A 22,293-nucleotide genomic window follows, 5' to 3' on the forward strand; every position below is an offset into this window, starting at 1 on the left:
GATCTTCCCTGACTATCTTGCCGATGGTGTCTGAAGATTATAGACTATCCTCTCAGCAAGCGCCAATCGAATCACGCAATCCCGGAAGCCTGCAGGCGTTCAGCGTTATCATGCACGATCAGGGCATCAATAATCTTATCCAGGTTGCCAGCGAGCACACCGGGCAGATTCGAGAAGTTCTGGCCGATACGATGATCGGTGATGCGATCCTGCGGGAAGTTGTAGGTACGAATCTTCTCGGCACGTTCACCGGTGCCAACCTGGGCAAGGCGTGATGAGCTCAGTTCACGATCCTGCTTCTCTTGTTCACGGGCATAGAGCCGCGCCCGCAACACCACCATCGCCTTATCCCGGTTCTTGATCTGCGAACGGCCATCCTGACATGTCACCACAATCTCATCAGGCGTTCCCGCTCGATAGACCAGGCGCACCGCCGAGTCGGTCGTATTGACCCCCTGGCCGCCGTGGCCACCGGCGCGGAAGACATCGAGGCGGATCTCGTCTGACTTGATCTCAAATTCGGTTGGTTCGACCTCGGGCAAGACCGCAACCGTCGCCGTAGAGGTATGAATACGCCCACGCGCCTCGGTCACGGGCACCCGCTGCACCCGATGCACGCCACCTTCATACTTCATCCGGCTATAGGCACCTTCGCCACGGATCTCGAAGATCACTTCTTTCATTCCACCAGTATCACTTTCGGTGGTACTGTTCACTTCAACTTTCCACCCGCGCAACTCAGCATACCGCACATACATCCGATAGAGATCGCCGGCAAAAAGGCCCGCCTCATCGCCCCCCTCGCCCTGCCGGATCTCCATAATGACATCTTTGGCATCATTCGGATCGCTCGGCAACAGCAACAAGCGAATCTCTTGGTCGAGCCTGGCAATCGTGGTCTGCTGCTGCTCAACCTCCTCTTGCGCAAGCGCCTTCAGCTCGGCATCATCGGTCTCATACGCCATCGTCTGCGCCTCATCGAGCGCGGTGACGGCCTGGCGATACGCACGATAAGCGGTCACAAGGTCGGTCAAATCGCTCTGCTCACGCGCATACTGTTGCAAGCGCGCCAAATCAGTCATCACCTCAGGGTTCGCCATCAGGTGATCAAGCTCTTCATAGCGAGCTTCAACAAGTTTCAGCTTATCAAACATACGGTACAACCTTTAAAAAGACACAAACGACACGAGAAGAGCGGACAAATGACCGCTAGCCTCGTGTCGTTATTGTATGGATTGGTTAGAAACCCTTCGACATCTTCTTGCGCCGATTGCGCTCGGCACGACGACGTTTTTCCTTGCGCTGTTCGCTCTTGGAAACGAAGTGCATCTTCTCGCGATATGTTTTCGTAATCCGCTCAGAGACCACGCCCTTGTTAAAACGGCGGATCAACTGCTCGACAGTCTCGCCTTCACGACGTTCTACACGCATTGCTCTGCATCGATCAATATCGTACGACCACCTCAGATGGCCTGGACTCTCATACGCGTGGGGCAGCGCCTGTTCCAGACACGCCTGATATTGATCTCGTCTGCTCACCCCCTTTGCCGTGGATTTGGTGTGGCCCCATGCAGCCCTCAGAACAACGACGATACACCGTACAAAAGTATAGCCGAGATTCAGGCGTTGTGCAAGTCTTAATACTGGATCAGCGAGTAGACCGGATAGCCCTCAAGTTTTTCGCGTCCATTGAGAAACGCCAACTCGATCACAAAGGCAAGTTCAACGACCCGTGCGCCAGCCTGTTCAATCAGTTGCGTGGCGGCACTGATTGTGCCACCCGTCGCCAGCAGATCATCAATCACGATGACTCGTGCCCCTGGCACAAACGCATCACGGTGAATTTCCAGTTTGCTGGTGCCATATTCCAACGCATACTCGATCTGATAGGTATCAGCCGGCAACTTGCCCGGTTTGCGCACCGGCACCAGGCCCACCTTCAGTTCCAGGGCCAGCGGGGCGCTAAAGATAAATCCCCGTGACTCGATCCCTACCACCGCGTCGATCCCCAGAGGGCGGTACCGATCAGCCAGCGTCGTGATCACCTGCTGAAACGCCGAGCCATTGCTGATCAGCGTGGTGATATCCTTGAACTGAATGCCCGGAATCGGAAAATCGGGCACATTGCGCACCAGACTCGCAAGATCCACGTTTGCCATCGCTCCTCCTCGCCTAGAGGCATATCTACCATTGGAACCATGCCTATTATACTAGCGGACGACCACCTCGACGGTAAAACTCTGCACGGGCATCGCATCTGGCTCAAAGGGGCGCTTATAGCCAAGCGTCAACATGGTAGTCCCCGCGCCTTGCGCCGTAAACCGCAGGATCTCCATCCCACCGGCCCCGGGCATGCTCGCGCCCTGGACATATTCAGCCTCGCCCTGTTGCGCGATGATCGCCTCATCGCCAGCGATGAATTGCCAGGCGTAGCCGGTTGATGGATTGCTCGGCAAGGTCAGCGCAAGCACCTGGCCCACCGCCAGATCAACGGTCTGACCGACCGCATCTTCGGTCAGTTGCACCTCGGGCAAGGGCGGTTGGGGTTGCGCACAGGCAGCCAGACTCAGCAGCAGGACGATCACGAAAACGAGACGTTGTGGGTGGTGCATCAACAATTCCTTTTTAATGCTTAGACAAGGATTTAGGAGCTAGAAAATAGGAAAGAGCCGAGCGCATCAGGACGCGATGGAGGCCTCCAAACTGTAAAGTAACCTGAAACCTTGCCTTAAAACCAATACTTTTCCAATAAGCTCACGCGAAGGCGCGAAGGCGCGAAGGCGCGAAGGGTTCGCTCACGTACGCGAAAAACTTTGCGCCTTTGCGTCAAAACAACCGCGTTCTTTGCAAGGTATTGTGCTTAAAAACCCCTCACGGCGGCTTCGTAGGCGGCGAGCGTTCGTTCTGCCGTCGTATGCCACGAAAAAGCCTCGGCCCGCCGCAACCCACGCTCACGCAGTTCGTGGTGCAAGTCGTGGTCGTCAAGCATGGCTATGATCGCCTGCGCAAAGGCCCCAGCATCGTGCGGGTTGACCATCAGACCGGCGTCACCGACAACCTCGGGCAGGCTTGCACTCGCCGAGGTGATCACCGGAGTGCCACAGGCCATTGCTTCAAGCGGCGGCATGCCAAAGCCTTCATAAATTGATGGAAAGACAAAGATCGTCGCCGCCGCATACCAGAGCGGCAGTTCCTCTTCTTCAATATAGCCGACAAACTCCACCAGATCGCGCAACCCAAGTGCCTCGAGACGCTGAAAGACGGCATCATAAAGCCAGCCCTTGCCGCCACCAATCAGCAGTGGAACCTGATGGGTGCGCACCACCTGGGCATACGCCTCAAGCAGGGTCGTCAGATTTTTCCGTGGCTCAAGGGTACCGACGGTCAAGAGAAAGCGCTCGGGCAGACCTTTGCGGGCGCGGAAAGCAGCGAGCATGCCTGGCTCGGGGGGGCGAAAATGGTCACGGACGGCATTGGGCGTGACGATAATGCGATCCTCTGGGATGCCCAGCAAGCCGACAACTTCGCGTTTGGTATGCTCAGACACCGCCAGAATCCGTGACGCCCGCTTGGCGCTCAAGCGGGTCGCAAAATCAAGATAGGTACGATTATAGGCCCGGAAGGTCTGAGGGAAGCGAATAAAGGCGAGATCGTGGATGGTAATAACGCTCGGCACGGGGCAAACGAGCGGAGCCACATTCAAGACCCCATGAAAGAGATCGGCGCGGATCGAACGCAGCAACAGCGGGGCGAGCAACTGTTCCCACGGAATCCGCACGCGCGGATTGATCGTCGGCAGATGGCTAGGGATCACACGAAAGTTGGGGGGCAACCCGAGGGCCGCATTGGTCAAGCCACGGGTCGTATAGACGGTATACCAATTCTGGCGATCAAGGCGACCAAGGTGCAGCAACACCTGTTCAATATAGTGCGAAACCCCAGCGCGTCGGAAGGAACGGGTATGGGCAAGCAGATGGGCATTGATGGCAACATGCATAGAATTGATCGTTTTTTGTAACGTTACCCGTCGAGCTACGGTTCAAAAGCAAGCTCGGCTGGCGGTTGATGAGCGCCAGCCAGCGACGCATAGTCATAATGCGGCACCAGGCCCCAGTCGCTCAGCGGATAATAGACAAACCAGGCTTTGCCGACCACCCGCTCGAAGGCCAGCGGCCCCCACTCGCGCGAGTCACTCGAATTCGCCCGATTATCGCCCATCACAAAAAGATGGCCTTCGGGCACCACCAGCGGGCCAGTTTGACAGGCCGAATTGATCATACAGTAGGTTGACGCACCACCCAGATAGGGCTGCGCCAACTCCTGACCATTCACAAAGACCTTGCCATCGCGGATCTCTACGCTATCACCAGGCAGGCCAATTACCCGTTTGATATAATCCTTGGCAACATCATTGGGATACTCAAAGACGACGATATCACCACGGCGCGGCTGATGAAACGGATAGATAATGCGTTGCGGCAGATCCTCCTGGCCGGGCATCAGGCGTAATGGCGCATTGAGGTCAAAGTGAAAATAGACCAACTTGTTGACAAGGATATACTGACCAGTGTGCATCGTCGGCTCCATGCTACTTCCTTCGATCTTGAAGTTTTGCACCATACCGCGCACAATAAAGAAGATCAGCAAAATAAAGAGGGCCGTTTCCAACAATTCGCGCACAACCCGGCGCACCTGGTTCACACGGAACCCAGGGTGCGGCGGTTCGCCAACGTGCGTCCAGGGCTGATCATCACCAGGGGAACGCTCATACTGAACGGAACGAGCAACCTCATCGGGTTGCCCGGGCCGGAGGGGGGTATCTTCCATGAAGTTTCTCAAATTGACGCACGAATACCTATGTTACACTGTCCTATTATACGTCATCTCATGAATGCAATGCTAGAGCAACAGGAACTCGCATGACAGACGCGCACAACCTCGCCGATCTCGTCATCGCCAGAGATGAAAATCGAACGACATGTCAGGCGTGCCAATGGCGTTGCACCCTCGCTTCTGGGGAAACCGGGCGCTGCCAGATGCGCATCGGGGTCGAAGGCGGCATCGCCATGCTCAACTACGAACGCATTGCTGGCGCAGCGCTTGGATCGATTGAAGATTATCGGCTGTGGCACTTTTTCCCCGACACGATGACCCTGGCGCTAGGAGGATGGGGCTATGCAACCCTGGTGGATCAGGAACGCGGCCTGTACGGCGCACTCCCCGAAGATCCGGCGCAGCAGCGACGGCTTGATCCCGAACGTGCGGCCAACGTCGCCCTCGAACGGCTCTGTCGAGGGGTCATCTGGGCCTTTGGCGAGCCAGCGGTCAACCTTGAATATGTCCGCAACCTGTTGCAACTCTGCCGGGCGACCAGTCGCTACACTGCGCTGGTAACGACGGGTGCCTTCACCATCGAAGCCCTTGATGCGCTCGGGCACTACCTTGACGGCATGAGCCTCGACCTACGCGGGTTTAGCGACGCGAGCTATGCACGGCTCGGCGGACTCCCCGCGTGGCGCGAGGTCTTGGACATCGCCGAGCGGGCCCAGCAACGCTGGCAATGCCACCTCGAAGTAACCACCCGCATCCATCACGGGGTCAACGACAACCCTGACGAACTTGCCGCGCTCATCGACTGGATCCGTGACACCCTGGGCGCAGCCACGCCCTGGCATATCCTACCTGGCGATACCGGCAGCGCCACAGCAGCCTCAACCATGCGCGCACGGAGGCTCGGCCACGAACGCGGCCTCTTCCACATCTACGGTCTGGAACCAGACCAGGAGACCCTGTGCTCCCACTGCGAGCAGACCCTGATCACCCGCACCAACGGCATCACCCGCATCGTCGGCCTCGACGGCACAGCCTGCACCGGATGTGGGCAAGAAACGGGGATCAGACGATCGATTTTCAAGTAGTCAAGGATGCGAGCCAGTCTCGTAACCAGAATCATACGGCCCCAGAAAACGCTCACCATCAAAATGGATCAAATGCGAGGGTGCCTCAGCAAGCCAGACCTCCGTTTCCCATGATATGTGGGATAAATCTTTTTGCAGCGATTTACGATCTAAAAAAGCTGTAATATAGATAATTCCAGCCGTAGCATTGACAAAGATCCGCCGCAATTCATCATGGCGCTTACCATCAATCGGCCCATGCGAGGTTACAGCTTCAATCAGAAAAAGCCAGCGGCGTTTCCGCTCAAACAGAATAACATCAGGCATCTTGCCATGCTCATCGATCACGATGTTTAGCTCTTCAAGCTCATCACGCTTGATAAAAGCAAACTTTTGACCTGCGTCTCCAACATATAAAACTTCACTTTCTGGTGCAAATTGTGGTCGAAAGACTTCAACGATCTGTTTTACTAATTCATTCTGACCTCCGGGAGTAAGATAGAGCAACTGTGCCTCAGCAAGTTGAACTTCGAGTCGCCGTCCAGAGCGCTCACGAGCATAACGTTCACGCAGGGTCTCAATCGTATCAAGATACGCAGTGAATTGAACCTCCCATTGATCAGTTCCATAGGTCTGGAGAACAGCTAAGAGCGTTGCTTCAATCTGATAAACCGCTTTTGGCGAGTTGACTGGTCGATCCGGTTGATCAGGATTAGCCGTAATAAAACCAGCTTCTAGAAATTGGTGTACGGTCTGACGGCGTACGGTCTCGCGGGTATTAGGTGCATATGTACGCCCATAGTAACGCTGAAAAAATTCCATCATTGGCGTAATGCCGCATAAGGGTGCCTCAGCTTGTGCCCATGAGGTATCAGGTTTCAAGTTGAGGAGAGCGAGCAAGGTCAAGGCTGACCGTTCGTTCTGTTGAGCGCGAGGTAAGCCAAGCAACTTCAAAAGTGCGAGAGCCTCTTGAATACGCCGTTGCCCAAGCGTAGGATCTCCCTCTTCATGCATATCAAACACCTCTTGTGCTACAGCTGTATCAATAGTATGTTGATCAGCATCGGGGCTAACCGCTCGTCCGAGAGCAATCAATTGGTCACGATCAGGATAGCGCAGCGTACGTAGATCAGTAGCGTTTACCTGCGTATGACCATTAAATTGACGAAAAAAAGTATCAACAAAAGTCGAATTGAGAAAAGCCGTCAAACCACGAGCTAGGTGATAATCAATTCCACGTCTCTGGTTATGTATATAATTGAGGTGATTTTCAAAAGCTACAACGCTACCAGGCACAGCTTCTGGGAGGAAAAGGGTAGCGACGACGCGACGACGTTCTTCTTTGGACGAAAAGCGTTTCACCAGCACATAGGGTTCATTTGGGACGAGCAGATCCTGGGTTGCCTCGTTGATCACCAAAGCATTAGGCTTTTTACCAATTTTCGGCCAGACGACATGCCCGCGCTCACAATGAGTTGGATAGAGCAAGGCGGCGGTATCTGGGCCTGGATCGCGCCTCAGATGCGCTGTTGCACGAAAGTCAACGACACGACCCGTTGAGACACTCAGGCCTAGTGTAGCGAGCGTCGCTGGCAAACTCTGCAGGCGCGAAGCAACGCTCTGACCGTCTTGATGGGCAACAAGATGGAAGAAATGCTCGGGATCATGTGGATACACCACCTGGTCAAACGGAATGGCCTGGATCGTGGGCATCTCATCAGCAGGATCATGCGCATTCACCATTTTGACCATTGGCGACTGTGTACAACCGGCAACTAAAGAAGTAATTACGGTCTCCTGTAGCACTGCATCGTCCCGAAAAGCTTCTTCACGATCCTCAAAGAGATAAAACCCTCGTAGATCAGACCTGGCAAGCAGCATCTCGCGAAAAGAGCGAAAATACGGCCCATTGCAGAAACTACGTGGTGAGATCGCAACAAGCTCACCGCCTCTTTGGAGCAGTTGTAAGCTAAGCGCGATAAAACCAGCATACAGATTTGAGACCTCAATCCCAAGACGGCGCAGTAAACGTCTTTCGCGTGATACCGTCTGAATTTTGCGATAGGGCGGATTGAGAATTGCCAGATCATAACGCATTGGTGTAGCTGTAAAGAGAGGCTCAAGCTGATTGGCCGCAAATTCAAGGAAGTCACCCTTGATAATGTTGGCCTCGAAATGAATCCCCAATGCCTCACACTCACGCTCACATAAGTCCATCGTCATCCGCAAAGAGGGGATCAATTGCGCATCAAGTTCACAGGCCGTGACCGAGATCCTATGTGGAGGATCAGGCCGTTGACAAAGTGCGGCAACCGTTGCCGCCGTAAGCATCCCCATACCAGCACCAGGATCAAGCATTCTAACCGTTGTTCGTGGTTGCTCAAATAATCCTGCCATCAGGCGAGCAAGCGAAACTGGTGTAAAGACCTGCCCCATGGTTGTGCGTGCATTAGCAGCGGGCATAACCTGCAAACGCATCAGATCTACCTGCTCAAGCAAAGTTCCAACACTGCGCATGGTCATCTGTGGCCTCAAGTATTGCGTACACTTGTTTTCATTATAACACACGAAATCGTGTATGTCAAGACTAGCGCTCGCTTACCCCACTGGCCGCCCATTGCGACAGAGGATCACCGCGGTGCGGGTGTCGGTGTGATAGTCGTAGAACTGTTCGTCTAGCTTGAGCACGATCTGGTAGCCTGGGGTGAGTACCTGGAGGTAGTTTTGGCCTGGTTCAGGGCAACCGAGTGACCCATCCGGCCAGACGACTTCGTCGGCAGCGTGCAGGCTGATTGCGGCGACCGAGGCCCCGGTACGCTTAATGAGATCGGCTTGCGCAAGGGCAAGCGCTCGGTCGATGCCACGCGCAACACCCTCGATGATCACTGGTTGACGTGCAATGATTGTTTCGCTGCCATCAAGTGGCGAGATGACAAAGACTTCGATGACACCAGGGGTTTCGGTTTCGGGTGGCGTGAATTCAAGGCTCGTCACAAAGGGGCCGGCAATGTTAAGATCGGGACGCTGCACCGAGGTGCCACCCTGGGCGATGATCGCGCCGCTGGCCGTGCGTAGCCGAAGATCAATGCCCGCCTCAAAGGCTTTTCCACGCTCAAAGCCTTGCACAAGTACGGGACTGCTGATGCGCGTCGCCGCCGCCGGTGCCGTAAGCAACGCCTGCTGTCCCTCGGCAAAGGGTAGTTCGTAACGCCAACGGTAGTAGTGCAGGCCAACGTTGCCCATTTCGACCTGAAATTGGGGCGGATTGCTTGGGGTGTAGGTCAGCAACCGCCGCTCGAAGGGCTGCACCATGACGTCACGCTCGACCCCGGCAATCGGGACACGCACCCAGAAGGCGTCAGCAAGAGGATACCCCGCTACATAGAGCCAGTCGAAACGCGGGTTCACTTGCCCAAAACGTTGCCGCTCGTACACAACTCCGCCTTCGTTGAGGTATGACCAGAAGGCTCGTGGGATGCCATATCCATTGACGACCGCACTGTCAATGCGTGCCGCCGCAAGGTTGGCGAACTCTGGGGCGGCACGCAAGCCAACGGACGTCAAACGCTGGGCGACGGTATCGCCAGGGCCAAGGCGCGGTTGCGCCCGCACATAAGGCTGTAGGTCGGCGTAGGTTGGAAAGCTCGCGTTAGGATCGCCCGCCACTGGGATGGTCGCTGGGGCCAACGGAACAAAATCGCCATTGCCAACCTGCACCCGCCCATCAATCATGTCACGCACGAGTAACCCGCTCGTGACAAACCAGAGATTATCGGGATCACCAAGTGGATCGTTGATCTCCATCCGCCCCTTGTCGAAGTATTGCACCGAGCGAAACTGCTCTGGCCCGTCAACATACCACTCCCGCAACCCTTGCGTGCGCGGAACAGGCCCCCAGAGCCACGAATGGCTGCCACGCCCCTGCTGCACCGGGTAATCGCTGCGCTCCCAGAGTGTCCTGAAAGCGGGTGGATCAGAGGTCTGTGCAACAACGCTGAGCGGCAGAAGGATGGTCAGCAAAAGCAAAAGACCGAAGGCATAGCGCATAGGCATTTGTTCACCTCACATTCGCATTATGCAGTGGCATTCTCTCCCGCCACCATCCCATCGCCCCCAACATCAGGCCCAGGCCGACGATCTGCGCGATCCGTAGGCCAAAGACGGTCAGCAGAGCATCGCCACGCAGCGGTTCAAGCAACAGCATGGTCAGGCCTTGCAGCCAGAGGTAGACGGCAAAGAGTGCCCCCGGTGCCAGGGTCCGCCGGGCAAGTATCTGAAGCATACCATAGCTGATGAGCGCCGCGAGCATCAGATAGATCTGCGTTGGGTGGCGCATGGTGCCAAAAAGCGGAATGCCCCAGGGCAACGCAGTTGGTACACCAAAAGCCTCGCCGCTGAGCAACAGGCCGAGGCTGGCAATGGCCTGTACCAGCGGCATGGTCAGCGCCGCCACATCCGCGCTCGGCGCGAGGTCGCACCGCTGCCACCGGCACCAGAGCCACGCCGCCGCCATGCCACCGATCAGCGCCCCCGCCCAGGCAAGATCGGCAACCCGCAAGGCAAGCAAGAGCCCCGGATTGCGCCCATACAGATCCCAGTTGAAGAGCCCATACCAGAGCCGCCCGCCAATCAGCGCCCCCGCCAACACCGGCAAGGTGAGCCGTGAAACCTGATCGGCCAGTTCCGCGCCGCCTCGCTGACGCGCAATGCGTTCGCTCAGGAACATCCCCACCATGATGCCGAGCAGCAGCAACAGACCGCCACTGCTCAAGTTGAGCGGGCCAAGCGGAATGAGTGGGTACATTAGGGTGCCTCGGCCAGCAGTTGTTCGACGGTACCGACAATGACGCTGCGCGCCAGTGGCCCACGGTAGACTGCCCGGATCACCCCGGCACGATCAACAAAAAAGCTCGATGGCATCACACGGGCCTGATAGGCATTGCTCACAGTGCCATCTTGATCAAGCAGGGCGGGAAAAGTGAGGCCGCTTGCATCCATATAGCCTGCAACCGTTGCGGCATCCTCACCGGAATTGACTGCCAGGACGGTGAACCCCTGGTCACGGTACTGCTCATACGACGCCTGAATCATTGGCATCTCGGCACGGCACGGCGGGCACCAACTCGCCCAGATGTTGATCAAGACCACCTGGCCTTGCAAGTCAGCCAGGCGCACCGGTTGCCCCGTGAGATCGAGCAGGGTAAAGTCAGGCGCAGGATGGCCTTCACGAGGCGCTGGCGTCGTTGCAACGGATGGGCCACCAGGCTCGCCCAGCGCAACGGGAACATCAGGCCGCACACGGGTCAGCACGATCAACCCAAGACCCACCACCAGCGTGACAAGCATGAGCAGATCAAACTGGCGGCGACGAAACATAAACATACTGTCTTACTGCTCCTCTAGGTCCAATACCTTGCAAATAAGAAAGACCTCACAGGTCTGCTCGTCGGCATTGGGACGCCATCATCAAGACCTGTGAGGTCTCTGCTCGTCCTTCTTTAAAAAGTATTGCCTCTAGACAATACCATTCAAATAAGTTCACGCGAAGGGTTCGCCCACCTACACGAAAACCTTTGCGCCTTTGCGCCTTTGCGTCAAAACAACCACCTTATTTGCAAGGCATTGCCTCGAGGACTTGAAAAAAGAGCTCGACTGCCCACGGGTCAAAGTGTGTTCCCGCTTGCGCCCGCAGATAGGCCAGAACATCTTGCTCGGGCCAGCCACGGCGATAGGGACGATCAGAACGCAGGGCGTCCCAGACATCGACAACCGCAAAGAGCCGCGCCGCCAGCGGAATAGCGCTGCCCGCCAGAGCACACGGGTAGCCTGTCCCGTCCCACTTTTCGTGGTGGCAATAAGGAATAGCGAGCGCTGGTTGCAGATAGGCGATCGGCGCAATCATATCGTAGGCATACTGCGGATGCTGGTGCATAATGGCCCACTCTTCTGCGGTCAATGGCCCTGGTTTGAGCAGGATCGCATCAGGAATGCCGAGTTTGCCAATATCATGCAGCAACGCCCCACGCCGAATCGCGGTCAATTCAGGTTCAGTGATGCCAGCGGCGCGGGCCATACGTACGGTCATCTCGGTCACACGCAATGAGTGGCCCTCGGTCTCTTTGTCACGCAGATCAAGGGCATGCACCCAACCTTCGATGGTCGCATCATAGCTCGCGATCAACTCCTCGTGGGCACGCTGCAAAGCGGCGCGCTCTTCGAGCAGGCTCCGATAGCGATTGAGCCGCGTAATCGTCTTGACCCGTGCCCGCAACTCGGCCCGTTTGAAGGGTTTGCTAATGAAATCATCGGCCCCGGCCTCGATCCCACGCAGCCGCGACTCTGAGTCATCGAGGGCCGTGACCATCACGACAGGGACTTCGGCCAGATGCGGATCGGCGCGCAGGTGCCGGCACACTTCAAAGCCATCCATGCCTGGCATCATCACATCAAGCAAAATTACGTCAGGCGTCAGAGCACTTGCTTGCTGCAACGCTTCAGGGCCATCAGCCGCAAACGCCAGGGTATAGCCCTGCCCATAAAGCAGATCTTCCAGTGTCTCGCGGCCAATCGGATTATCATCAACAATGAGGACAATGCTCGGTGCGGTCATCATAGCCCCCCTGCGGATGATCGAGAAGCCGCTCAATCGTCTCGACCAAGCCACGCAGACTCACCGGTTTCGTGAGATACTCACTCGCCCCCGCCTCCATGCAGCGCTCACGATCCCCGGGCATCGCAAGAGCCGTCAGCGCAATAATCGGCGTCAGCGTAAAAGTAGGATCGGCGCGCAACTGCCGAATCGCCTCGAGTCCATCTAATTCAGGCATCTGAATATCCATGAGCACGAGATCGGGGGGCGTCTCGGCAGCCAGGTCAAGGGCTTCACGCCCATTACGTGCCACCGAGAGCCGATAGCCTTTGTCTTGCAGATAGTCACCAAGCGCAACAATATTGACTTCGTTATCTTCGGCCATCAGGATGTGGGTTGCTGATGGGCGTCGTGCCGGTGCTGAAGCAATGACAACCGCTTCACGTGGTGCTTGAGGCTTATGCACCGCAACCCCAAGCGCCCGGCGCAGGGTCTCGCGCGAGATGGGCTTCACCAGATATTCGGCCGCCCCGGCCGCCAGGCCACTCACCCGATCATCAACTACCGAGATAATAATCACCGGTATCACATGCAAGACTGGATCAGCCTTGAGTTGGGCCAGGATCTCCCAGCCTGATTGCTCGGGCATCTGGAGATCAAGGAAAATGACATCAGGATGCAGACGAGCAACCTGCTCAACGGCCCCGACACCCCGACCATAGATCACCGCATGGATGTTGAGTTCCTCAAGGTACCGGGCGATCTGTTCACCGGCCGTTTCCGAGTCTTCAATCACCAGCGCCGAGCGGAGCTCGTCGGAAGCAGGCGCGTCTGCCGACTTGGTCGGCAAGCGTGCTGGAACCGTAGGAAGCGGTGGATAGGGTAGCGCGACCGTAAAGCAACTGCCCTTGCCTGGTTCGCTCGTCACCGTGACACTGCCCCCGTGCAACTCAACCAGCCGTCGCACCAGCGCGAGGCCAAGACCAGTCCCTTCATGCTGACGGCTCAGGCTCGAGTCGAGCTGCATAAAGGGTTTGAAGAGTTGGGCTATGCCTTCGGGTTCCATGCCAATGCCGGTATCCTCAACCGCAAAACGGATCGCCCCCTCGCCCGCCTGCGCCTCGACGCACAGACTCACCCGGCCCCCTGACAGGGTAAATTTTACCGCATTGCTGAGGAGATTGACAAGGATCTGCTTGAGGCGCTTGGGGTCGGCTTCAACGCGCGCCTGGGGTTCATTGATCTGCATGTGCAACTGGATCTGCTTTTTATTGGCGAGTTCTTTAACAAAGACCATACTCGCTTCGCAGATGTCGCTCACCAGCAGGGTTTCGGGTTGCAGATCCATGCGTCCGGCTTCAACCTTCGAGAGATCGAGAATATCGTTGATCAAGGCAAGCAAGTGGCGACCACTCACTTCGATATTGCGTAGCGAGGCCTGCTGGCGTTCATTGAGCGGACCACGCAGTTGTTCCAGCAAACCTTCACTCAAGGCCAGGATCGCATTGAGCGGCGTGCGCAACTCGTGGCTCATATTGGCAAGAAAGTCATCTTTGGCACGCACAGCGCGGGCAAGTTCCAGGTTGGTACGGCTAAGATCCGCCGTACGCGCATCAACCCGCCGGGCCAACAGATTGCGCTCGTTGATCAACGCCTCTTCAGCACGCCGTCGCTCAAGCCAGAGACCAAGGGCATGCGCAATACTATCGAGCATGTTTTGCTCTTCCGGAATAAGTTGCGCATCTTCAAGGTAAAAGATCTTCAGGCAGCCAATCAGAACGCCCCCTGCGAGAATTTCGGCCCGGATGTAAGGCAACTGATCTAACGGTTCATCATCTTCAGTTGAACGATAGCTGCAACCATCAAGCTCAATGGTAGCGAGCGCAAGCTCAGGATACTGCATCGCAGCGACAAGATAGCCGATCACCTGACGACCAAGAGCATCAAGGGAGGGATTCTGGTCAAGCAAGCGCTGCACCTGACGCAAACAGGTCAATTCTTTGAGGCGCTCTTGCAGATCGTGTTCCATCTGCTTGCGCATGGTAATATCTTTGCCCGTCGCGACAAAGTTGGTGATCACGCCATGCTCATCGCGCACCGGGGTGATCGTCTTGGCCTCATAGATAATCTGACCATCTTTGCGCCGATTGCGAAACTCGGCATGGAAGGACTCGCCACTGAGAATCGTGGCCCAGAGGTTGGTATACAAGGCCCTGTTCTCTAGGCCCGATTTGAGAATACGCGGTGTCTGCCCAATGACTTCAGCACAGGTAAAGCCAAACTGTCGTTCGAAGGCCGGGTTGACATACTGAATGATCCCATTGATATCGGCAATCAAGACGATGTCATCCATCTGTTCCACCACCCGTGAGAGACGCACAATTTCGGCGGCTGACCGCCGGGCCTCCGTGACATTACGGACAATCGCCACCGCTTCGCGCTCGCTCTGGTTAACGCTCAGCCGCGCCTCAAAGAAGTGCGGTTTATCGCCAAGCATCAGTTGATATTCAAAGGTCTGCAAGGCGTCGGTTGTGAACGCCGCATCAATGGCTATCTGCCATTGTTCCCCGACCTCCAAGGGCAGTACATCGCGAAACGACTTGCCAAGAAACACGTCGGGCGAGACATACAGGAGGTCAGACATCATAGCCGAATAATCAAGAATGACGCCTTCGTAGTTCACCCGGAACATGATATCCGGAATCGCCGCAAGCAACGCCCGGCTACGCCGCTCACTGGTACGGATCTGCGCTTCCGCTTCGCGGCGTTGCTGCTCCTGGGCCATAAATTCCAGGGCAAAGGCAATGTCAATGGCCATCTCGTCAAAGAGTTTGAGTTCAGCTTGATCAAAGAAATCGGTCTCAGGAGCATACAGATTCAGCGAACCCTCTACCTTGCCCGCAACAATCAAGGGGAAGACCGCTAGCGCATGATACCCAAGGCGCAACGCATCCTCGCGCCAGGGGGCCATGCGAGGATCATTGGCAAGATCATTCACGACAATATGCTCACCCTGGCGAAGGGCCATTGCGGTCGGCCCACGCCCGCGCGGGCTTTCGTCAAGCGCGATCCGCACTTTACCCAGATAATCGCCAACTTCGCCAGCCCAGGCAACCGGTTGCACTTCACTCGTGCCCGGATCAAGCAAGCCGATCCAGGCCATTCGAAAGCCCCCCTGGGCAACCGCGATCTGGCAGGCCGTGGTAAAGAGAATCTGCGCATCCCGCACCCGCACGATCGTCTCATTCACCTCACTCAGCACCATATACGCACGATTGAGCTTGTGCAAACGCACTTCGGCCTGCTTGCGCTCGGTGATGTCCGTCCAGACACCGGCAATATAGGGATGGCCGCGCAGGATCAAGCGACTGGCGCGCACCGAGACGATTCGGATGGCTCCATTGCGATGGCGATGCTCGGTCTCAAAAGCGGCCTGACCATGGGTAAAAATAGCTTCGATATTGTGCCGGATCTCGTCTAAGGTATGCTCCGCTTGAATATCAGTAATGCCCATGCGGGCAAATTCTTCACGGGTATAGCCCAGATCACGATGAGCAACCTCATTGAACTCGACAAAACGGCGTGTCTCAGCATCAATCAGGGCAATGGCATCCATCGCCTGACTGACAATGCTCGAAAAGATCTCTTCGCGCACTCGCAACGTCTCAAGCGCCAGTTTACGCTCGGTGATATCGAGCACCGTGCCAATGACTCGTTGGGGTTTACCCTCGGGCTGAATCCACGAGATGGTTGCTTCAAACCATTGCGCACGTCCCAACGAGGGGTTGAGGCGATATTCGATCGTCACCCGCTCGTGCGTAGCTAGCACCTCGACCTGGGCCGCAAGCAACGCAGCCTGATCATCGGGGTGAACCCACGCCATAAACTCCTCAAATTGGGGGGCTCCGGCAGCCGGATCACGCCCAAAGAGGCGAAACATCTCTTGTGACCACAAGCCCTTGCCAGTGGCAAGATCCAGTTCCCAACTCCCCAGATGGGCCACCTCCTGAGCCATCTCGAGACTGGCCTGACTCTGCGCCAACAAGAGATCGGTGCGCTGGCGCGACCGTATATACAGCAGGAAGAGCGTGGCGGTGAAAAGCCCGATCACAAGGGTAGGCCAGGCCATCCAACCACGAATAGCAGCCACATACGCCGGGCCGGGTCGGGCAACAAACTCCCAGGTGCGGCCATAGAGTTCCAGCGTTCGCGTGGTCACATACTGCGACGCATAGAGTTCAGCTTGGGTGAAGGTGTTGGTTTCTGATCGATCCTGGCTCCCCGAGCGTGAGGGTTGCCAGGCCAGCAGATCTGGCTCACGCTCACTCACATCAAAGAGATAGAATTCAAGATCGTGGCGTGTGGTAGCCACAAGCGCCTGTTCAAACACACGTTCCATCGGGAGAATCAGAAAAGCAACGCCCTCAAAAGCAACCTGACGCTCAGCAACCGCATTGAGGGGCAGATCAGGGTTGTAGAGCGGACTCACCAGCAACACATGAAGGTCGTCGTTATCCGTTGAAATAAGCTTGAGCTGGGGGCTCAGCGCTGGTTCCCCACGATCACGCGCACGCATAATCGTCGCAGCACGGATCTGCTCAGATCCCATATCAAAACCCAGGGCCGCACGGTTGAGTTCAAACGGCTCAAAAAACGTCGCCGGAACATAGAACATTCGCTCAGCTGCAGGCACGGGTTGCCCAGCGGCATCACGTTCAAAAATCGTAAAGGAAGGAAAACCCTCTTCACGCAGCGCTTGCTCAAACGCGGCACGCTGCTCTTGCGCAACGACGGGTGCCCACGCAATTGTTTGAATACTCGGTGATCGTTCACGCAAAGGCGTCACGAAACGCAAAAACTCAGCGCGAGTGACCTGATCTGAGGCCTCATAGAAGGAGCGCACCGCGAGCAACGAGGACCCATGATCAAGCATTGTCGCCTCAACAGCCTGCACCATTTCGGCACTATCGGCTTCAAGGCGGGCACGCAACTGACGCTCTTCATAGTTGAGCGCGAGCGTAAAGGCAAAAAAAGCCAGTCCGACCATCAGACTTGCCAATGGGCCAACCATCACCTCCAGGCTCACACGGTTATGCCGGATCCGGGTTGCAACAATGATCGCCGGCGTAAGTATCAAGATGCCAACATAGGCACTGATCCACCAGCGTCCAAACAGGATTGGCACCTGCGCCCACGGCAACGCCCCGGCCACGGCCAAGGCCACGATGCTGACAGCAGGGGCCACCACAGCCGTTACCCCATTCAAGAGGAGGCCCCGTACCACCAACTTTACCATGCGCGGCGGCAACGGACTGGCAAACCGGCGCAGCAAAAAAGCCCCGAGCAGGGCCTGCATCGTTGAACCAAGCGCAAACACCAGGGCCAGGATCGGGGTCACCGGGCCGCCAAGGAGCGAAAGACTGGCGAGAAGACCTCCCACCAGCACCCCTAGGCTCAACCAGTAACCGCCGACAACAACGCCAGCCAGCGCCACACCAGCCGCAGGCCACACCGCAACGATCGGATCAAGCGGATCGAGAAAAAAGAGGGTCGTACGAAAAACTGCCCCATAGAGCAGCGCCAGCAGCAGGATGCTCCCTATAAGCCGCAAACGGCGCGATGGTGAAATAAGACTGGTTGGATTTTGCATAGACACTGGTCTCTCAAATGTGATTATGCAGTGTAAGGAGTGGAGCCATGAGACCGGTGATCGTATTGTATCACCCGCTAAGGGGACTTTCAATGTCCGAAATATGCCGTCCTAGGGCGATTGCATCTTCCGTCCGTCGGCGTAAACGCCTTGGCTACGCAGGGCAAAGCCGGCCTGCGCCGGCTGGAATCAGGCCACGGATGCAATCGCCCTGTATGCCGTCCCCGTGCGGGTATCGCAGCCAGCGCCACTGGCTTGGCTCCCCGCACAGGAACGCCTCCTGGGGGCCTCATTCTTGTGGTACAATAGAGCATGCACAGGTTTTTTTTGGTTTTTGCAAAGCTTTCATCTGAGTTTCTTGGAGCCATAGGCCCCAAGAAACTCGCTTGTATGGATTTTTAGGGCAATAGCCCTAGACCGCGCCGGAAGGCGGAAAAGGAGCAGCGATGACAATGACAACCACCCCAACGACTGAAGTCCCGTTCGAGCAGATACGCGCTGCCTTTGCGCGGGGCTATCAGTCGCAGCGGCAAGAGTTGGCCTATTGGCTTGATGAGGTTGAGGGAACCATTCCCCCCGAGCTGCACGGAACGTTCTTTCGCAATGGGCCGGGGTTGCTCGATGTGAATGGGCAACGCCTGCATCACCCGATTGACGGTGACGGGATGATCTTTTCGATGGCCTTTGCCAATGGGCGCGCCTTTGTGCGCAATCGGTTTGTGCGGACCAAAGGCTTTCTCGAAGAGCAAGAAGCCGGCAAGATCCTTTACCGTAGCCCGTTTGGCACGCAGAAACCTGGCGGGATGCTCGCCAATATCTTTGATCTGCGCCTGAAGAACCTGGCGAATACCAGTGTCACCTATTGGGGTGGCAAATTGCTTGCGCTGTGGGAGGGTGGCGAGCCGCATCGCCTCGATCCTTATACGCTCGAAACGCTTGGCCTCGATGACCTGGGCGGCATCCTCAGCCCCGGCAAAGAGTTTGCGGCCCATTATCGCATTGACCCCAATGTCGCGGGTGAGCCGCATCTCGTCAATTTTGGGAGCCAGATGAAGCTCGGCATCGGTTTCCAGGAAGATGCAACGATCATTACGATCTATGAGTTTGACCAGGCCGGCAAGGTGCTCAAGCGCCATGCCTATCGCATCCCCGGTTTCTCGGTGCTGCACGACATGGCGATCACGCCCAACCACTGCATCTTTTTCCAGACACCGCTCGACTACAATGCAGTACCCTATGTGCTCGGCATTCAATCGATTGTCCAGTCCTTCCGCTTGAATCAGTCGCGTCCGACCCGGATTGTGGTGTTACCCCGCGATCCCGAAGGACCCGTCAATATCTACGACGCAAAATCAGGCTTCATCTTTCACCTTGCCAATGCCTTTGAAGATGGTGATAAGATCTGTGTTGATGCCGTCTCGTACGCCGATTTCCCTCAGATCGAGCCGGGCGAGAACTTTCTTGACCTTGATTATCGACGCTTTCCGGCTGGAGAACTCTGGCGCTATACGATTGATACCAAAACTGGCACGGTTGACCGTACGTTCCTCTATCCGGGTACCTGCGATTTCCCGACACTCCACCCGCAGAACCAGGGCCGCCCGTATCGTTATGTCTACCTTGTTGCGGCCCCACCAGACAAGACAAGATGGGTTGTGCAGACGATCACGAAACTCGATCTCGCCACGGGCGCGACCGATGTGTGGAATGCTGCGCCCTACGGATTTCCGAGCGAGGCTCTCTTTGTGCCCAGGCCCGATGGGGTGACGGAAGATGATGGCTGGCTTTTGAGCCTCGTCTACGATGGCGAGCAGCATCGCAGCAGCGTGGTGATCCTCGATGCCCGCGACCTAGCCCAGGGGCCGATCGCCCAGCTTCATATGAAGCACCACCTGCCGCATGGGTTCCACGGCTGCTTTGTGCCCGACTATTTTGGACCCGAGGCCTAAGCAACCCGTTTCGCCATCAAGATATCAGGTTTGCCAAAGCCATTGGCATCGGGGACGAGGCCAACGATCACAAAGCCACACCGTTGATAAAAGCCGTACGGGTGGTCATGCACGTTGCGGATCGTCGCGATATTGGCAGACACATCAGGATAGAGGTCAAGGCCCGCCAGCGACGTAAGCCCAGCCTCATCATCGGTACCAAGGAAGATGGTCGAGCCGCCACGCACCGCAACCTGCCGTTGGAGGTCTTGCACCAATGCCCGCCCAACGCCCTGGCGCTGGTGCGAGCGACGCACCACCAGCGGGTGCAACTCCCACACATGGCCGGGATACAACTCGAGGGCGCCAATCCAACCCACGAGTGTCCCGGCCTCGTCATAGGCCACCCGGCAGATTTTCGCCGCATCAAGTGCCTCCTCAACTTCGGTCTGGGCGCTCTGAAGATCCGGCCAGGTCTGCGGCGTAAGCTCACGAAACCCTTCAACCAGCAGCATCGCCGCCGCTGTACGGCCCTCGTGGTCGTCCGCTTCGAGAGTTATGATGTGCATATATGTATTTTCTTCCCCTGTAAAAGAATGTCCAATGTTTTGCGCGCATGCAAGTCTAGCAAAAACAACCCCGTGCGTGAACAACGTGAAATGCGGTTATAATGGCCTCTTTTTACCATAATTTCAAGCCCATGGGCCCTGCCTGAAAGCCTGAGAGAGTGGGTTGATAGGTTTTGACAGTTAATTCAGGGCTTGCCGAGCGCATACCAATGTTACAATAGTCAACGGGAAAGTTCTAGCAACAAGGTACGACGCGGAGGAAGAGCAGCATTTTATGGGTACAAAAAATTCACGGCTCCAGGGATTTTATCAATTAAACCCGTTTGAGCGTTTGCAGATGGTCAAGTCCTTTGACGGTCTTTGCGAAGAAGATCTCCGGGTTTTGCATGGTGGTCATGGCACCCTGACGATTGAGCGTGCCGACAAGATGATCGAAAATGTGGTTGGCACCTACAACCTGCCGCTTGGCATCGCAACCAATTTTTTGATCAACGGGCGTGACCATTTGATCCCGATGGTCGTTGAAGAGCCGTCAATTGTTGCCGGCGCAAGCTACGCGGCCAGAATGGTACGCGAGGGCGGCGGTTTTGCCACCAATAGCACCGATCCCGTGATGATCGGGCAAATTCAGATTGTTGGCGTGGCGGCCCCACAGAGTGCGCGCCACGATATTTTCACCCGCAAAGAAGAGATCCTTGCGATCGCCAATGCGCAGAGCCGCTCGCTGGTCGGGCTTGGCGGCGGTGCCCGTGATCTCGAAGTCAACCTGCATGCAACGAGCCCGATGGGGCCAATGATGGTTGTTCACCTGCTGGTTGATACTCGCGATGCGATGGGTGCCAACGCGATCAACTCGATGTGCGAGGCTGTTGCCCCGCTTATCGAGCAGATTACCGGCGGGCGCGTCTATCTGCGCATTCTGTCGAATCTCAGTGACCGTCGTCTCGCCCGCGCCCGTTGTGTCGTGCCGACCCGCGCCCTCGAACGCGATGGGTTGAGTGGCGAAGAGGTGGCCGAGGGCATTATGTGGGCCTATGCCTTTGCCGCCGTTGATCCCTATCGGGCAACCACCCACAACAAGGGCATTCTCAATGGGGTTGACCCGGTGATTGTCGCAACCGGCAACGACTGGCGCGCCATCGAGGCTGGGGCGCACGCGTATGCTTCACGCAGCGGCCAGTACCGCTCGTTGAGCGTGTGGGAGCGCGATGACGAGGGCAATCTCGTTGGGACACTCGAAATGCCGATGGCCGTTGGCATTGTCGGCGGTGCCACCAGGGTGCATCCCGCTGCCCAGACCGCGCTCAAATTGCTTGGGGTGCAGTCAGCCAACGAACTGGCCGAGATCTGTGTCGCCGCCGGCCTCGCGAGCAATCTGGCCGCCATGCGTGCCCTCGCCTGCGAAGGGATCAACCGCGGCCATATGGGGCTCCACGCACGCCAGATTGCCATGGCCGCCGGTGCCCACGGCCCCCTCGTAGACGAGATCGTTCGCCGGATGGTCGAAGAGCGCAATATCAAACCCGCGCGGGCGGAAGAGTTGATCGCTGAATTGCGGTAATGTTGACGCAAAGACGCAACGGCGCAAAGGGTGTTGAGACAAAGCAGCTGAGGGATAAACGCAGGATCGCCGATGATGACGATGGCTGCATCGCACGTT

The 22,293-nt window shown here is 56.7% G+C and carries 16 protein-coding genes; 3 read left to right on the top strand and 13 right to left on the bottom strand.

The window, feature by feature from the left end; translation table 11 throughout:
- Positions 1–71 precede the first annotated feature (71 nt).
- The 6 genes from prfA to lepB form a co-directional block, all read right to left on the bottom strand.
- Entirely contained in the window at positions 72–1,154 is a 1,083-nt protein-coding gene (prfA, locus tag EKD05_RS03015) for a peptide chain release factor 1 (RefSeq protein WP_129670832.1), read from the bottom strand.
- Between the two features lie 85 nt (positions 1,155–1,239).
- A complete protein-coding gene (rpsU, locus tag EKD05_RS03020; protein ID WP_097654388.1) occupies positions 1,240–1,431 on the bottom strand; it encodes a 30S ribosomal protein S21 in 192 nt (63 codons plus the stop codon).
- A gap of 206 nt (positions 1,432–1,637) precedes the next feature.
- Positions 1,638–2,159 (bottom strand): adenine phosphoribosyltransferase, encoded by a 522-nt coding sequence (locus EKD05_RS03025; RefSeq protein ID WP_129670833.1) that lies wholly within the window; start codon positions 2,157–2,159, stop codon positions 1,638–1,640.
- 51 nt (positions 2,160–2,210) lie between these two features.
- Positions 2,211–2,612: a protease inhibitor I42 family protein gene (locus EKD05_RS03030; protein WP_129670834.1), complete on the bottom strand. Its 402-nt coding sequence runs from the start codon at positions 2,610–2,612 to the stop codon at positions 2,211–2,213.
- A 248-nt stretch (positions 2,613–2,860) separates the two neighbouring features.
- Positions 2,861–3,997 (bottom strand): glycosyltransferase family 1 protein, encoded by a 1,137-nt coding sequence (locus EKD05_RS03035; RefSeq protein ID WP_129670835.1) that lies wholly within the window; start codon positions 3,995–3,997, stop codon positions 2,861–2,863.
- A 35-nt stretch (positions 3,998–4,032) separates the two neighbouring features.
- Positions 4,033–4,827 carry a signal peptidase I gene (gene lepB / locus EKD05_RS03040; RefSeq protein ID WP_129670836.1) on the bottom strand — a complete coding sequence of 265 codons (795 nt, stop codon included), beginning with the start codon at positions 4,825–4,827 and terminating at the stop codon, positions 4,033–4,035.
- Positions 4,828–4,919: 92 nt separating this feature from the next.
- Here lepB and EKD05_RS03045 point away from each other — a divergent pair, with 92 nt between their 5' ends.
- A complete protein-coding gene (locus EKD05_RS03045) occupies positions 4,920–5,918 on the top strand; it encodes a radical SAM protein (protein ID WP_129670837.1) in 999 nt (332 codons plus the stop codon).
- Here the strand turns inward: EKD05_RS03045 and EKD05_RS03050 are convergent, their stop codons facing one another.
- The 6 genes from EKD05_RS03050 to EKD05_RS03075 form a co-directional block, all read right to left on the bottom strand.
- Entirely contained in the window at positions 5,919–8,420 is a 2,502-nt protein-coding gene (locus tag EKD05_RS03050; protein ID WP_129670838.1) for a BsuBI/PstI family type II restriction endonuclease, read from the bottom strand.
- 75 nt (positions 8,421–8,495) lie between these two features.
- Positions 8,496–9,950: a Gmad2 immunoglobulin-like domain-containing protein gene (locus EKD05_RS03055; RefSeq protein ID WP_129670839.1), complete on the bottom strand. Its 1,455-nt coding sequence runs from the start codon at positions 9,948–9,950 to the stop codon at positions 8,496–8,498.
- A gap of 4 nt (positions 9,951–9,954) precedes the next feature.
- Positions 9,955–10,701 carry a prolipoprotein diacylglyceryl transferase gene (locus EKD05_RS03060; RefSeq protein WP_129670840.1) on the bottom strand — a complete coding sequence of 249 codons (747 nt, stop codon included), beginning with the start codon at positions 10,699–10,701 and terminating at the stop codon, positions 9,955–9,957.
- Entirely contained in the window at positions 10,701–11,279 is a 579-nt protein-coding gene (locus EKD05_RS03065; protein WP_240695605.1) for a TlpA disulfide reductase family protein, read from the bottom strand. Before EKD05_RS03065 ends, EKD05_RS03060 begins: the two co-directional genes overlap by 1 nt.
- Before the next feature lie 226 nt (positions 11,280–11,505).
- Positions 11,506–12,510, bottom strand: a complete 1,005-nt coding sequence (locus EKD05_RS03070) for an HD-GYP domain-containing protein (protein WP_240695606.1) — start codon at positions 12,508–12,510, stop codon at positions 11,506–11,508.
- A complete protein-coding gene (locus EKD05_RS03075) occupies positions 12,476–18,136 on the bottom strand; it encodes a PAS domain S-box protein (RefSeq protein WP_129670841.1) in 5,661 nt (1,886 codons plus the stop codon). Before EKD05_RS03075 ends, EKD05_RS03070 begins: the two co-directional genes overlap by 35 nt.
- A 446-nt stretch (positions 18,137–18,582) precedes the next feature.
- On the opposite strand from EKD05_RS03075, the gene EKD05_RS03080 reads away from it, so the two are divergent.
- On the top strand, positions 18,583–20,085 hold the full coding sequence (locus EKD05_RS03080) for a carotenoid oxygenase family protein (RefSeq protein ID WP_129670842.1): 1,503 nt from the start codon (positions 18,583–18,585) through the stop codon (positions 20,083–20,085).
- On the opposite strand, the gene EKD05_RS03085 is transcribed toward EKD05_RS03080, so the two are convergent.
- On the bottom strand, positions 20,082–20,633 hold the full coding sequence (locus tag EKD05_RS03085) for an N-acetyltransferase (RefSeq protein WP_129670843.1): 552 nt from the start codon (positions 20,631–20,633) through the stop codon (positions 20,082–20,084). The two genes, EKD05_RS03080 and EKD05_RS03085, sit on opposite strands and share 4 nt — an antisense overlap.
- Before the next feature lie 274 nt (positions 20,634–20,907).
- Between EKD05_RS03085 and EKD05_RS03090 the strand changes: the two genes are divergently transcribed.
- Positions 20,908–22,194, top strand: a complete 1,287-nt coding sequence (locus EKD05_RS03090; protein WP_129670844.1) for a hydroxymethylglutaryl-CoA reductase, degradative — start codon at positions 20,908–20,910, stop codon at positions 22,192–22,194.
- Positions 22,195–22,293: the final 99 nt, after the last annotated feature.

Origin of the sequence: Candidatus Chloroploca sp. Khr17 (assembly GCF_004138165.1) — a bacterium.
Classification (GTDB): Bacteria; Chloroflexota; Chloroflexia; order Chloroflexales; family Chloroflexaceae; genus Chloroploca.